This window comes from Vibrio sp. A11, from assembly GCF_013048705.1.
GTDB classification, from domain to species: domain Bacteria; phylum Pseudomonadota; class Gammaproteobacteria; order Enterobacterales; family Vibrionaceae; genus Vibrio; species Vibrio metschnikovii.
In genome coordinates, this window is sequence record NZ_VHSI01000002.1 from 210,176 (window position 1) to 226,037 (window position 15,862).

At 42.6% G+C, this 15,862-nt stretch carries 10 protein-coding genes; 4 read left to right on the forward strand and 6 right to left on the reverse strand.

From position 1 onward, the window contains the following. Positions 1–352: 352 nt before the first annotated feature. Both glnS and nagE read right to left on the reverse strand, forming a co-directional pair. Positions 353–2,023 (reverse strand): glutamine--tRNA ligase, encoded by a 1,671-nt coding sequence (gene glnS, locus FKQ60_RS03465; RefSeq protein ID WP_004395685.1) that lies wholly within the window; start codon positions 2,021–2,023, stop codon positions 353–355. A gap of 321 nt (positions 2,024–2,344) precedes the next feature. Continuing rightward, a complete protein-coding gene (gene nagE / locus FKQ60_RS03470) occupies positions 2,345–3,817 on the reverse strand; it encodes an N-acetylglucosamine-specific PTS transporter subunit IIBC (protein WP_040904532.1) in 1,473 nt (490 codons plus the stop codon). Positions 3,818–4,385: 568 nt separating this feature from the next. Between nagE and nagA the strand changes: the two genes are divergently transcribed. The 3 genes from nagA to asnB all read left to right on the forward strand — a co-directional run bounded on the left by nagA (position 4,386) and on the right by asnB (position 8,717). Next, entirely contained in the window at positions 4,386–5,522 is a 1,137-nt protein-coding gene (gene nagA / locus FKQ60_RS03475) for an N-acetylglucosamine-6-phosphate deacetylase (protein WP_040904534.1), read from the forward strand. 2 nt (positions 5,523–5,524) lie between these two features. Continuing rightward, positions 5,525–6,739, forward strand: a complete 1,215-nt coding sequence (locus tag FKQ60_RS03480; RefSeq protein ID WP_154168703.1) for an ROK family protein — start codon at positions 5,525–5,527, stop codon at positions 6,737–6,739. Positions 6,740–7,052: 313 nt separating this feature from the next. Continuing rightward, positions 7,053–8,717 (forward strand): asparagine synthase B, encoded by a 1,665-nt coding sequence (asnB, locus tag FKQ60_RS03485; RefSeq protein WP_004395689.1) that lies wholly within the window; start codon positions 7,053–7,055, stop codon positions 8,715–8,717. A gap of 85 nt (positions 8,718–8,802) precedes the next feature. Here the strand turns inward: asnB and rfaH are convergent, their stop codons facing one another. Further along, complete coding sequence (gene rfaH / locus FKQ60_RS03490; RefSeq protein WP_154168708.1) at positions 8,803–9,312, reverse strand: transcription/translation regulatory transformer protein RfaH; 510 nt, start codon at positions 9,310–9,312, stop codon at positions 8,803–8,805. A gap of 741 nt (positions 9,313–10,053) precedes the next feature. Here rfaH and dtpA point away from each other — a divergent pair. Next, positions 10,054–11,541 carry a dipeptide/tripeptide permease DtpA gene (gene dtpA / locus FKQ60_RS03495; protein ID WP_004395692.1) on the forward strand — a complete coding sequence of 496 codons (1,488 nt, stop codon included), beginning with the start codon at positions 10,054–10,056 and terminating at the stop codon, positions 11,539–11,541. A gap of 183 nt (positions 11,542–11,724) precedes the next feature. Here dtpA and hemH read toward each other — a convergent pair whose 3' ends face one another. From hemH to htpG, 3 genes are all read right to left on the reverse strand, one after another. Beyond that, positions 11,725–12,687, reverse strand: a complete 963-nt coding sequence (gene hemH, locus FKQ60_RS03500) for a ferrochelatase (RefSeq protein ID WP_004395693.1) — start codon at positions 12,685–12,687, stop codon at positions 11,725–11,727. 134 nt (positions 12,688–12,821) lie between these two features. Then, positions 12,822–13,466, reverse strand: a complete 645-nt coding sequence (gene adk / locus FKQ60_RS03505; protein ID WP_004395694.1) for an adenylate kinase — start codon at positions 13,464–13,466, stop codon at positions 12,822–12,824. 312 nt (positions 13,467–13,778) lie between these two features. Then, a complete protein-coding gene (gene htpG, locus FKQ60_RS03510; RefSeq protein WP_004395695.1) occupies positions 13,779–15,683 on the reverse strand; it encodes a molecular chaperone HtpG in 1,905 nt (634 codons plus the stop codon). Positions 15,684–15,862 lie beyond the last annotated feature (179 nt).

A 15,862-nucleotide genomic window follows, 5' to 3' on the forward strand; every position in this document is an offset into this window, starting at 1 on the left:
GTGAATCTCCGTGAACATAAACAAACCAAACTAATACAGCCTAACACCGCTGCAACGTTAAGTAAGATGGGAATACAACGATCTGTTAAATATATCGGATTACCCCAGTAAAACTATAGGGACTAATACAAAAAATGTGCCTTACCTACAATAATCGCAGGAATCTCACACAAATATCTGGCAGACCCGCTCTTTTTCTTACCTTACCCCTGATTCTAAGCTACTTGAAGATTCCGATAGGAGCAAGCAGACATCCCCCTCGAAGCATCACATGAGAAAGAAAACCAATAAAAAAGCCAACCTAAAAGTCGGTTGGCTTGGTGTAAATCATCGTAGATAGACGTAAAGCGGCTTACTCTTGGTCTATTTTTGCCCAAGTATCACGCAAACCAACCGTACGGTTAAAAACTAGTGAATCAGGTCGCGAGTCTTTGATATCTGCGCAGAAATATCCCATACGTTCAAACTGATAACCAAATTCAGGCTGAGCATCCTTCAAGCTTGGTTCGACAAAACCATGCATGGTGATCAATGAGTCAGGGTTAATTGTTGCCGCAAAGTTATCTGCCGCGGCAGGATTTGCCACCGTAAATAAGCGATCGTATAAACGGAATTGAGCAGGCAAGGCTTTATCTGCTGAAACCCAATGAATAACCCCTTTGACTTTACGTCCATCGGCTGGATTTTTGCCCAGCGTGTCTGGATCATAAGTGCAGTAAATGGTTGTTATGTTACCTTGTTGATCTTTCTCAATACGCTCAGCTTTAATGATATAAGCACCACGTAGGCGCACTTCTTTACCTAAGACCAAACGCTTATATTTTTTGTTGCCTTCTTCACGAAAATCTTCACGTTCAATCCAAATTTCACGCGTGAAAGGCACTTCTCGCTCACCCATCTCTGGTTTATTAGGATGATTGGCGACCGTAAGCAGCTCAACACTATTTTCAGCAAAATTTTCAATGACAATTTTCACTGGATCAAGTACAGCCATAGCACGAGGTGCATTCTCATTGAGATCGTCACGGATACAAGACTCAAGAGAGCTAAACTCGATCATATTGTCTTGCTTAGTGACCCCAATACGCTTACAAAACTCACGAATAGAAGCAGGAGTAAAACCACGACGGCGCAGACCAGAGATGGTCGGCATGCGTGGGTCATCCCACCCTTCGACCAGCTTTTCAACCACCAACTGATTGAGCTTACGTTTTGACATCACCGTGTATTCTAGATTTAGACGGCTGAATTCATACTGTCTTGGATGACAATCGATGGTGATGTTGTCTAATACCCAGTCGTACAAACGGCGGTTGTCTTGAAATTCCAGAGTACACAATGAGTGAGTAATGCCTTCGAGCGCATCAGAGATACAGTGCGTAAAATCATACATCGGATAAATGCACCATTTATCGCCGGTTTGGTGATGCTCTGCAAAACGCACGCGGTATAACACCGGATCACGCATCACCATAAATGAAGACGCCATATCAATTTTTGCACGAAGACAAGCTTGGCCCTCTGCAAACTCACCAGCACGCATTTTTTCAAATAAAGCCAGGTTTTCTTCAATCGGACGATCACGATATGGGCTATTTTTACCCGCTTGAGTTAATGTTCCACGGTATTCACGAATTTGCTCAGGAGTCAGCTCTTCAACATAAGCCAACCCTTTATTAATCAGTTCTACTGCGTACAAATACAGTTGGTCGAAGTAATCGGATGAATAACGAACATTACCAGACCACTCAAAGCCTAGCCAATTAACGTCTTTCTTAATTGATTCAACGTATTCAAGATCTTCTTTTTCTGGGTTGGTGTCATCAAAACGCAGATTACACTGGCCTTGATAGTCTTGAGCAATACCAAAATTCAGACAAATCGACTTCGCATGCCCAATGTGTAGATAACCGTTCGGTTCTGGCGGAAAACGAGTCTGTACGCTAGTGTGTTTACCATCCGCTAAATCTTTATCAATAATTTGGCGAATGAAATTCGATGGACGAGCCTCAGCTTCACTCATCTATAGCACCTCAAAATTTATTAGTATTGTCAGAAATGATTTTCTACGTTATGAGTTGGCGATCTCCAACTCAACATAGGTATTACCACCAATCATCCACAATTCCGCCCTATTTCACAATAAAAACTGCGGTTTTCAGACGAATATTTACCAGAACTGGCGGTATAAGTGACCTAATCTATCGTTTTATACCCTAACGATGTCAATCAGGATCTTTTCGCAAGCAAAACAAAAGCCTTCACTAATGTGAAGGCTTCAGAATAATCACCAGCCATTGAGGCCGCTCACCGTAGTGATCAAGCTCGCTCTGCGATTGAGAGATTATTGTTGTGATTTGGAATCTATCGATTTCATTTCACCAGCAATGATTTCCGCTAAAGGACCAAGAATGACTTGTAAATTATTGGTCCCTAGTTTAACCACGCCCATTGCGCCTAATGCTTTTAACTGTTTCTCATCAATGATTGACATATCTTTTACGGTTAAACGTAAACGAGTAATACAAGCATCAATATTCGATAAGTTTTCATGGCCACCAAGTACTTCTAAGTACTGTTTTGCTAATTCAGAAGACTCTTGTGAACCTTTAACCGAGCTCACGGCTTCGTCATCATCTTCACGACCCGGAGTTTTTAAACCAAACTTCAAAATTACGGTACGGAAAACCACATAGTAGATAACAAAGAATACTAAACCTTGAACAATCAGCATGTACCACTGTACGGCTAGCGGGTTACGTGAAGATAATACCATATCGACCAAACCAGCGGAGAAACCAAAGCCAGCGATCCACTGCATTGAAGCAGCAATAAATACCGACAAACCAGTGAGTACCGCGTGCAAGAGGTACAGTAGAGGAGCAAGGAACATGAACGAAAACTCTAGCGGCTCTGTCACCCCAGTAAAGAAAGAGGCAAAACCTGCCGCAATCATAATGCCTGCTACTTTTTCTTTATTCTTAGCCGTAGATGTATGATAAATAGCCAGCGCTGCACCGGGTAAACCAAACATCATGATCGGGAAGAAACCCGCTTGGTACATACCTGTTACGCCAGGAATAGCCACGCCTTCAGCAATCGATTTTGCACCACCAAGGAAGTTCGGAATATCATTAATACCTGCAACATCAAACCAAAACACAGAGTTAAGAGCATGGTGTAAACCCACAGGGATCAATAGACGGTTGAAGAATGCGTAGATACCCGCACCCGTCGCACCTAAACCTTGGATAGATTCGCCAAAAGAAACCAAACCACCATAAACGGCAGGCCAAACGTACATTAGTACGAAGGCGATAAGAATACCGGCAAATGAGGTTAAAATGGGCACTAAACGCTTACCAGAGAAAAAGGCGAGCGCTTTATGTAACTCAACCGTTGAATAGCGATTATAAATTTCTGCCGAAACAATCCCGACCAGAATGCCGACAAATTGGTTATTAATTTTTCCAAAAGCTGCAGGAACAGCGGCTAAATCAATACCTTGAATCTGTGCTACCGATCCAGGCGACAGCAGGGTTGTCACCACCAAAAAGCCAACGAAGCCCGCCAAGGCTGCTGAGCCATCTTTATCTTTTGACATCCCGAATGCGACACCAATAGCAAACAGTACTGACATATTGTCAATAATCGCTGCACCCGCTTTAATTAGGAATGCCGCTAAGGCGGAGTTTGCACCCCAACCCGTTGGGTCAATCCAGTAGCCAACCCCCATCAAAATGGCTGCCGCAGGTAATGTCGCGACAGGCACCATCAGGGCCTTACCTACTTTTTGAAAATATCCAAGAATATTCACCTTAAGTTCCCCCTATAGGATTTTTGTATATGTTGAGCTACTTATTTTGATCGCCCAATTTAGTCACTGTCAGTTTATGCCATTAATTTTGCTCCGCAAATTAAAACCTTATCAATTGTGATCATAATCACCAGAAAGCAGCGAAATTGAGCAATTTTGCTAGCAGGATCATAAAACTTATTTTACTATATAAAAAAACAAACCTTTGCCGCTATCCTTAACCAAGAAGATAGCTTATAAAGCACCAGTCAAAGATAGATTATTGACTAAATCGATAACCTATTCAGCGATGATTTCTTTATATAACAAGGTGTTCAAAAACTTATTTTTGCTTACGATTTTGGTAAGCACACGATTGATAGATATTTCGCGAACTAATTGAAGTTGAGATGCCCGACTTACTGGGAGAAAAAGTAGGCCATACCACTATATTTACTTATTGGCTGGCCTCGATAACCTCCTGCTAAATCACCATGGCTCTCATCGTTTTGAGTAACAGTACGCAGACTTCAAGTCGCAAGGATATCAACACAATGAAGCTCCCCCGATAGATAAGGATTAACTGATTATGTATGCGCTCACAAACTGCAAAATCTACACTGGTAGTGATAAGTTAACTGATCATGCCGTTATCGTGGATAACGACATCATTCAAGCTATCTGTCCGATAAATCAACTTCCATCGGCGATCAATCATTTTGATCTCAATGGTGCCAATCTCTGTCCTGGATTTATTGATTTGCAACTCAATGGCTGTGGTGGCGTGATGTTTAATGATCAAATCTCAGCAGATACCATCCAAGTGATGCATCAGGCGAACTTAAAATCCGGTTGTACTAGTTTTCTCCCGACATTGATTACTTCGTCAGATCACGATATTCAACAAGCCATCAGCGCACAACGTGAGTACCAAAAAAAATACCCACATCAATCTCTCGGTCTGCATTTAGAAGGGCCTTACTTGAATGTAATGAAAAAAGGCATTCATAGTGTTGATTTCATTCGTCAGTCAGATCAAGCGATGATTGACTTCATTTGTCAAAATAACGATGTCGTAACTAAAGTCACCTTAGCACCAGAAAATAATGACTTGCGACATATTGAGCAACTCGTTGACGCGGGCATTATTGTTTCTATCGGCCACAGCAATGCCACTTATGCAGAAGCTCGTAAAAGCTTTGCTGCAGGAATCTCTTTCGCAACCCATCTTTTCAATGCAATGACACCGATGGCTGGTCGTGAACCCGGCGTTGTTGGTGCCATTTATGACACACCCGAAGTCTATACGGGAGTCATCGCTGATGGTTTTCATGTTGATTACGCTAACATCCGTATTGCTCACAAAATAAAAGGCGATAAGCTCGTATTAGTGACCGATGCCACAGCTCCTGCAGGCGCTGAAATGGATTACTTTATTTTTGTCGGTAAGAAAGTATATTACCGAGACGGCAAGTGTGTTGATGAACACGGTACACTTGGCGGCTCAGCCTTAACGATGATTGAAGCAGTCCAAAATACGGTTGAGCATGTCGGAATCGCTTTAGATGAAGCATTGCGGATGGCCAGCTTATATCCAGCGAAAGCCATCGGTGTTGATAAGACGTTAGGTCGCATTAAACCAGGCTATATTGCTAACCTGACCATTTTTGACCGTGACTTCAATGTAAAAGCGACAGTAGTGAATGGACAATACGAGCAAAAGTAATCATGAATGGCGGACAAATAGGTAATGTAGATCTCGTTAAGCAGCTCAATAGCGCAGCTGTTTATCGCTTAATCGACCAACAGGGGCCAATTTCGCGCATCCAAGTTGCCGATGTCAGTCAACTTGCACCAGCAAGTGTGACAAAAATAACCCGCCAACTCCTAGAAAGAGGGTTGATTAAAGAAGTCGCACAGCAAGCCTCGACCGGTGGACGACGTGCGATCTCTTTAACCACGGAAGTCGAACCATTTCATTCTATCGCCGTCAGATTAGGTCGCGATTATATTCAGCTGGGCCTGTATAATTTGGGAGGCCAAGAACTGGCTTGCTCTTCCTATGAGTTTCATTACGCTCATCAACCTCAGCTAATCGAAGGGTTAATTCATCATTTAAAAGCCTTTCTTGCCCAACAACAAAGTAATATTAAACAATTAATTGCGATTGGTATTGCTTTACCCGGTCTCGTTAACCCTGAGCTCGGCGTTGTTGAATATATGCCCAATATTGAAATTGATGCGCTTGGGCTTGGCGATATTATTCGAGACCACTTTCATGTTGAGTGTTTTGTCGGTAATGATGTGCGTGGCATGGCGCTGGCAGAACACTACTTTGGCGCGAGCCAAGACTGCCAAGATTCTATTTTAGTCAGCGTGCATCGTGGTACAGGAGCTGGAATCATTGTCAATGGACACGTTTTTCTAGGAACTAACCGCAACGTTGGCGAAATCGGCCATATCCAAATCGATCCTCTTGGTGAACAGTGTCAATGTGGAAATTTCGGTTGCTTAGAAACCGTCGCCAGCAATCCAGCCATCGTCGCTCGTGTCAAGAAACGGCTTGCTCAAGGTTACAAATCAAGTTTATCTGATCTGCCTAAAGTAACCATTGACGATATCTGTCAACACGCTTTGCAAGATGATGAGCTAGCGAAGCAAGCCCTAGTGCAAGTCGGTAATCAACTTGGTAAAGCAATAGCCATGACGATTAACTTATTTAACCCTCAGAAAGTCATCATCGCGGGTGATATTACTGCGGCTCAAGAGGTTATTTTTCCAGCTATTTTACGTAATGTTGAAAATCAGTCGTTACAGGCTTTTCATCGTCAGTTACCTATTGTGGCATCAACGATTGACAAGCGACCCACGATTGGGGCTTTTGCTATGATAAAACGAGCCATGCTTAATGGCGTTTTACTCCAGAAATTGCTCGAAGACTAAGGTCTATTGAGCCTCGTTGTTGTGCTCAACTCGCCACATTAATCCAGTCAGATCAGCGATTCCCTTTCTCTCCCCATGAACGTTGCCATTAACACGATTGGGGATATCGCCTTTCTAGTTATCCTTTCTCACACCTTCATTGCTGATTTATTAGACGCAAATTAGAACTCATTCACTGAAAAGCAATTTAAATTAGAAAAAATTCACCATAACAAGCAATGATTAATTATTTAAACAAAGAAGTGTTGCCTTTTTTAACCAAAATGGCAAATTAAAGTCATCTGATTAAACATCATCTAATTAAGGAAGCGGTATGTGTTCTATCTTTGGTATCTTAGACATCAAAAGCGACGCCAGTGCATTACGGACAATTGCCTTAGAAATGTCTAAAAAACTACGTCATCGTGGCCCCGACTGGTCTGGTATTTACACCTCTGAGCGCGCTATTCTTGCTCATGAGCGCTTAGCGATTGTCGGTCTAAACAGCGGTGCTCAGCCACTGTATAGCCCTGATAAAAAACTTATTCTTGCCGTTAATGGTGAAATTTATAACCACAAAGAAATTCGTGCCCGCTATCAAGATAAATACGACTTTCAAACCGATTCCGATTGTGAAGTCATTTTAGCCCTCTACCAAGATAAAGGCGCTGAATTACTCGAAGAACTCAATGGTATCTTTGCTTTTGCTCTTTATGACCAGGAAAAAGATCAATTCCTAATTGGCCGCGACCATATTGGCATCATCCCGCTCTATCAAGGTCACGATGAGCATGGCAACTACTATGTCGCCTCAGAAATGAAAGCATTAGTGCCGGTTTGTAAATCGATCAGTGAATTCCCTCCTGGCAGTTACTTTCGTTCAACCGATCCAGAACCTTACCGCTATTACCTACGCGATTGGACTGAATATGATGCTGTAAAAGGGAATATATCGAGTAAAGAAGAACTCACGGAAGCGTTAGAAGCGGCGGTCAAACGCCAGTTAATGACCGATGTACCTTATGGCGTATTATTATCTGGCGGGTTAGATTCTTCTATCACCTCAGCCATTGCCAAACGTTACGCCGCGATGCGTATTGAAGATGATGAACAATCGGCTGCGTGGTGGCCTCAACTGCACTCGTTTGCCATTGGTCTAGAAGGCGCACCTGATTTAAAAGCCGCTCGTGAAGTGGCTGAAAAAATCGGCACAATACATCATGAAATGACCTATACCATTCAAGAAGGGCTGGATGCGATTCGTGATGTGATTTATCACATTGAAACTTATGATGTGACGACCATTCGCGCTTCAACACCGATGTTTTTACTCGGACGAAAAATTAAAGCGATGGGCATAAAAATGGTGCTATCGGGTGAAGGCGCTGACGAAATATTTGGCGGGTATCTTTACTTTCATAAAGCGCCGAATGCGCAAGAGTTTCATGAAGAAACCGTCCGTAAGCTGCTCGCATTAAACCTATTTGATTGTGCTCGAGCGAATAAATCACTCGCGGCGTGGGGCGTTGAAGGACGAGTACCGTTCTTGGACAAAGAGTTTATTGATGTCGCGATGCGTCTCAACCCTGCCGACAAAATGTGTGGTAATGGTAAGATGGAAAAACACATCTTACGCGAATGCTTTCAAGACTATTTACCGGATTCCATTGCTTGGCGTCAAAAAGAGCAATTTTCCGATGGTGTCGGCTATAACTGGATAGACACCTTGAAATCAACCGCAGAAGCGAAAGTTAGCGATCAACAAATGGCAACGGCTAAATTCCGCTTTCCATACAATACGCCAACAACCAAAGAAGGCTATGTGTATCGAGAAATCTTTGAAGAGCTGTTCCCATTAGAGTCTGCAGCACGCTGTGTACCTGGTGGTCCATCCGTCGCCTGCTCATCCGCCAAAGCTGTAGAATGGGATGAGTCTTTCAAAAACTGCATTGACCCTTCAGGTCGAGCCGTGAAAGCCGTACATAATGAAGCTTATTAATAACGTTCGATATAAATAATCAAGGCGCCTCTATGGCGCCTTGAGTTTTTCTACTTAATCATCAAACGTTCTCGACAACGCAAGCTCAATTGTCTAAGCAATGCTTAAGATCCAAATCTTTATTATCAATACTGATCACCACCGGCTGATTGATCATCTGTACCAACATCATAGAACGCGCGTCGCCATCAGGTTCTTGATATAAAGCCCGAATACCACAAAACTGACCGCCTTTGACTTCTATCTCTTGCCCTACCGCAGGTAACCCCAGTTGCTCGTGATCGGGTAGATATTCCAGTTTTTTTAGTTCAGTGACTAATGCTTCCGATAATTCTTTAGGTTCAGGGCCAAAACGAACAAAATCGACAACACCACGTGTTGAACGGACCGTCGTAAACGTTGGTCCTTGCTTATAATCAAAACACACGAAAATATAAGACGGGAAAACGGGCTCTTGTACTTTTTTTCTTTTACCGCGAAGAATTTTCTCAACTTCCATTTGCGGATAAAAACATTCAACCCCTTGATTTTCAAGATGGCTCTTTGCCCTTGCTTGTTCACCTCGCTTACAATAAAGCAGATACCAACCTTTCATAACCTTAGCCAACCTTCTTATTATGCTTTATTTACGCCACTTATGCATTTGGCAATAGAGAAAGTATACCTAAACTACTTGAAGTGGGAAGAGGATAAACACTCTGATCATCAATAGGGCTCGAAGCTAATATTCATTAGACGCCATCCCGTCACTTTATGCAGATGATCGTTTACTCAGCGCGGCTTAATAACAAACGACAACAATAATTAATCCAACAATCCATCCACGCCAAAAATGTAACCAAATGTGAAAACTTAGTTTTCACACAACATCAAGAGTAAAAAACGTTAGAAATATTTTATTTTTCAAAACACTACATTTTTAGCGATTTCTTTGTTTTCATTTTATGTCTTGCAGCACTATACGCTTAGCGGTATACGTATCGGTCAACGAAACAAATTATTACTAAATTTATAACCCAAACAACTGGATATTTAGCGTCAACAACTGAGGTTCGATAATGGCTTCCGTTGCTATAACCAAACGACTTGGAGTTGCAGGTAGGCGGCAAGTGAGTGACTCCCCATGAACATAGCCAAATGATGTGATTGGGATACACGAACGTAGCCAACACCGCTGCATCTTGAAGTAGGAAGGGTATACACGCTTCCGTTGCTATTCGGGAATAACAATAATTACATTAATAATCTCTGCGCTACCACCATCTCAGATAGGATTAACAATAACGATCTGCAAGAGTGGTAAGACAAACAGAGAGGCACTTACAGGAAGAGCGGTATGTCTGACTTGAATATATTCAAGCAACCTAAATCATTTTATTTGATTTTTTCAATTGAGTTTTGGGAACGATTTGGCTTCTACGGAATGCAAGCGATTTTGACGGTATATATGGTCAAAATCTTAGGTATGAGTGAGTCAACTTCATTTGTTCTATTTGGTGCATTCTCTGCTTTAGTTTATGGATTTGTTGCCGCTGGCGGCTGGATTGGCGATAAGATTATTGGTACAAAACGTGCCATCACGCTTGGTGCAATCATCTTAATGGTCGGTTATCTGTTATTAGGTTTATCCACAACGGATGGCCATTGGGGAGGGCCAACGCTAATTTACATTGCGATGGGATTCATCACTGTCGGTAATGGTTTATTTAAAGCCAATCCATCAAGTTTACTCTCCAAGGTTTATGCCGATAACGATCCTCGACTCGATGGTGCCTTTACGATGTACTATATGGCCATCAACCTTGGCTCCTTCTTTTCGATGATCATCACCCCGATAGTCGCTGAACGTGCGGGATATGGTATGGCATTTGGTGTGAGTGCGATTGGCCTAGCGATCACGGTAGTCAACTTTATGATGTGCTTAAAAATGCTCAAAAAAGTTGGTTCACCTGCCGATCTGAATCCTGTTAATCGTCGCTCATTAATGGTGGTTATCCTAGGCTCTGTACTCGCTAGCTTTATTTCTAGCTATCTATTACAAAACCTCTTCTTAGCCCATATGATTTTGGTCATAGCTGGCTTAACCATTCTGGGTTGCTATTTTAAAGAAACCTTTTCAATGACTGGCTTAGAACGTAGAAAGATGCTCGTCGCCTTTGCTCTTATGCTGCAAGGCGTGGTTTTTTTCGTACTCTACTTCCAGATGCCGACTTCATTAAACTTTTTTGCCATTCATAACGTTAGCCCAAGCCTGTTCGGTTTCCAAGTTGAACCAGAACAGTTCCAGGCACTTAACCCATTCTGGATCATGCTAGCAAGTCCGCTACTGGCGATGTTATACGGTAAGTTAGGTGAGCGTTTAGCGATGCCGTTTAAATTTGCCATTGGCATGGGATTATGCGCGCTTTCTTTCTTGGTACTTTCTTGGTCGACAAGTTTTGCGAACACTCAAGGGATCATCAGTTCAAACTGGTTAGTCATGAGCTATCTATTCCAGTCGATCGGTGAATTATTGGTATCAGGACTTGGCTTGGCGATGGTGGCACAACTAGTCCCACAACGTATGATGGGGTTTGCTATGGGTATGTGGTTTTTAACCTCGGCTGCAGCAGCTGTTGCCGCAGGATGGGTAGCTAGCTTAACCTCTGTCCCTGAACACATTACCACAGCGCAAGAATCACTGGCTATTTACGGTGACGTGTTTGGAAAAATTGGTTATGTCACAGCAGGAATCACTATCTTAACCTTTTTAATCGCGCCAATGCTGAGCAAAATTTGTCAAAGCACTACCGAGATTGAAACGCTAACTCCCGTTGAAGCATAAATCGCTTAATCGATACGGCCTCTCTTTGCTGTAGCGGTCACCTCCATTTAAAAAGCCAAACATCACCGTTTGGCTTTTTTATTATTTGCTGCAGCGTTAACGGTTTTTTGGAGTCAACAGCAGCACGGCTTTGGTTGCATTGCTAACCACCAGCGGAAACATTATCACAGCAAAACAACGGCCCTAATAACGAGCATGGATTAAATCAACCATCATCTCAATGTGCAGATCAGAATCATTAAGACAGGCAATATAGTTAAATGCTTCCCCTCCAGCCTCAAGAAAAAGATGTTTATTCTCTTCGCTAATTTCTTCCAACGTTTCTAAACAATCAACCGAAAATGCTGGGCAAATAATATCGATCTTTTTCATCCCCTGCGAAGGTAAAGCCTGCATAGTTTTATCGGTGTAGGGCTGTAACCACTCTTCTTTACCAAACTGCGATTGGTAAGTCATCATGACTTGTTGATCACTCAAACCTAATTCTTGTGCGAGTAAATGGGTCGTTTTCCGGCAGTGTTGAGGATAAATATCACCATTATCAGCGTAGCGTTTAGGTATGCCATGATAAGAGCAAATCAGTACATCACCTTGCCCTTTTTCACTCCACGAACTGCGAACTTTGTCCGCTAAAGCACGAATGTATAACGGATGGTCATGATAATCGGTAATAAAATCGATTTCCGGTATAACCCTTTGCGTTTTCATTGCTTTGGCTAAACCATCAAACACCGCTGCTGTCGTGGTTGCTGAATATTGTGGATAGAGCGGTAACACTATTATTTTTTCAACGCCTTGATCTCGTAACGCTTGCATACCACTCAGTAAACTTGGGTTTCCATAGGTCATTCCTAGTTCAACCGGATAATCAAGGCGCTGTTGAAGTTTCTCTTGTTGCCGCTTTGAATAAACCAATAACGGCGAGCCTTCATCCATCCAAACCGATTGATACAACTTAGCGACTCGAGGAGAGCGTAACGGTAAAATGACACCATGGAGTAATGGACACCATATCCAACGCGTCAAATCAACCACACGATGATCATGTAAAAACTGACTTAAAAATCGTTTGACGGCTTTAGGCGTCGGTTCATCTGGCGTGCCTAAATTAGCCAGCAATACACCAAGTTTTTTTTTCGTTTGCATAACTTCCATTGATTCAGTCCACAGAGAATAGTAAGTACGTCACAACAACCAAAAAGTTTAAAAAAAGCGACCGTCAAGGTCGCTTTTATGATCAATGCGTTAGTTAACCTAAACAAATTGAAAACTAGGTGACATTATGCCAACGCTTTTTCAATATCAGCACTAACTTCAGCAACCTGCTTGGTACCATCAAATTTTAAATATTGAGTATGTCCAGCCGCCGCTTCTTTGCCGTAGTATTCGATCAAAGGTGCCGTTTGGTCATGATAAACACTAAGACGAGCACGTACTGTCTCTTCTTTATCATCATCACGCACTACTAAATCTTCACCCGTAACATCATCTTTACCAGCGACTTTAGGTGGATTATAGATAGCATGATAAGTACGACCAGAAGGAAGATGTGCTCGACGACCCGCCATACGCTCAACAATCACGTCATCAGCAACATCAAATTCAATCACATAATCCACGTTAATTCCCATCGCCTTAAGGCCATCGGCTTGCGGAATTGTGCGAGGAAAACCATCCAGTAAAAAACCTTTTTCACAATCAGCTTGAGCAATACGCTCTTTAATCAGACCTAAAATAATGTCATCAGAAACAAGCTGACCAGCGTCAATCACTGATTTCGCTTTTTTACCAAGCTCAGTGCCCGCTTTGATAGCGGCACGTAGCATATCACCAGTAGAAATTTGTGGAATACCATATTTTTCCATGATGAATTGAGCCTGTGTGCCTTTACCTGCACCCGGAGCGCCGAGAAGAATGATGCGCATGTTTAATCCTCTTTTGAAAATTGTGTTATACCGAAGCTCACAGCCTAACGGAATTGAGAGACGGTAAGTTTCGGTATAATAAGATAAAAACTGGTCATTAAAGTAGAGATCACTCAAGATGGCCAAATCATTTAAGCGAGTGATTCTAACATAAAATCCACTAAAAAGAGCAGAGTAAGACTAAAGAATCACGCCTCTTCATAGTACGAACAGAATAAATGTATCGCCCTGAGTACTGGCTGAATCAGTCAGCTTCATAAAGACCAAACTCGCACGATGGCGAGTTTGGTCTTATCGTTTAAGACAATAGAGTTATGCGTGAGTTAATAACTCATTGACCGCTTTAACATATTGAGTCGGATCTTCCATTGCTCCGCGCTCAGCCAGCATCGCTTGCCCTAATAAGACTTCCACCCATTGACCAAACGCTTGCTCATCGGCTTCATCAGCCATACGTTTGACCATGCTATGCTCTGGGTTGATCTCAAAAATGTATTTCACTTCCGGTACGGCTTGTCCCGCAGCGGCTAATAGTTTAGCCATTTGCGTGCCCATTTCACCATCATCGGTAACCACAACGGCAGGCGTTGAAGCAAGCTTAAACGTGGTACGAACGTCTTTCACTCTTGAACCTAAATAAGTTTTGATACGCTCAACTACCGTTTGAAACTCTTGTTCCGTTTCTTTGTGCTTCTCTTTCTCAGCTTCATCGTCAAACTTGCTCAAATCCAAACCAGCTTTGGTGATAGATTGGAAAGATTTACCATCAAATTCGGTTAAGTAGTTCATCAACCACTCATCTATTCGATCGTACATCAGAATGACTTCAATACCTTTAGCCTTGAATTGCTCCAAGTGAGGGCTGTTTTTCGCTGCCAGATAGCTATCCGCCGTCAAGTAGTAAATCACCTCTTGACCTTCTTTCATTCGCTCAACATACGCTGCTAAGCTCACGTTCTGTTGTGCTGACTCTTCATGAGTTGAAGCAAAACGCAGTAATCCAGCGATTTTTTCACGATTAGCAAAATCCTCAGCAGGCCCCTCTTTCATCACGAGACCAAACTCTTTCCAAAACGTTTGGTACTTCTCACTGTCGTTCGAGGCAAGACGCTCAAGCATGGTCAACACTCGCTTGGTACAAGCATTACGCAGCGATTGAGTCACTTTATTATCTTGTAAGATTTCTCGCGAGACGTTGAGCGGTAAATCGTTGGAGTCGATTAACCCACGGACAAAACGCAAGTACGACGGCATGAACTGCTCAGCATCATCCATGATAAAGACACGTTGTACGTACAATTTCAAACCATGTTTATGGTCACGGTTGTACATATCCCAAGGAGCTTTAGCCGGAATATACAGTAAGCTGGTGTAGTCGTTTTTCCCTTCAACTTTGTTATGGCTCCAAGTCAACGGGTCGGCAAAATCATGGGAGACATGCTTGTAAAACTCTTGATACTCCTCATCACTGACGTCAGATTTAGAGCGAGTCCATAGGGCTTGAGCCTTGTTAATTTGCTCCCACTTAACCTCTCCCGTCTCTTTCCCTTCCTCATCACGTATCGATGTTTGAATGTAAACTGGAATGCCAATATGATCAGAGTATTTAGAAATAATTTCTCGTAAACGCCACTCAGATAAGAACTCTTTACCCTCGTCACGCATGTGCAAAACAATATCGGTACCACGAGAAGCTTTCTCTATCGTTTCAACCGTATACTCACCTTCTCCTTGTGAGTGCCATTGTACCGCTTGATCAGCCGCCAATCCTGCTGCGCGAGTCCGCACTGTCACTGCATCAGCGACGATAAACGCAGAGTAGAAACCAACACCAAACTGACCGATTAATTGTGAGTCTTTAGACTGCTCTTGAGAAAGTTTAGAGAAAAACTCTGCCGTGCCTGACTTAGCAATGGTTCCCAAATGCTCAATAACGTCGTCGCGACTCATACCGATACCGTTGTCTGAAATGGTCAAGGTATTGGCTTTGGCATCAAACGACAGTTTGACCCCTAATTCTGCATCACCTTGATACCAATCAGGGTTGGATAACGCTTGGAAACGCAGTTTATCGGCCGCATCAGAGGCGTTAGAAATCAACTCGCGTAGGAAGATCTCTTTGTTGGAGTATAAAGAATGAATCATCAAATGAAGCAATTGCTTTACTTCAGATTGAAAACCACGTGTTTCTTTGTTGTTGGTTGTCGTCTCGCTCATTTTAGCTCCGTAACATCATATCAAACCCCATCCATCACACTAAAATGGGTAGGAAGAACATAGATTTGCTATTAACATGTGGCTTGGCAATGTAAATTCAAGGTCAAAAAACATAAAAACACTGTTTTTTGGATTTTTTTTGATTATTCTCTACTGGTTTTAGGTTTCACCCTTAAGAA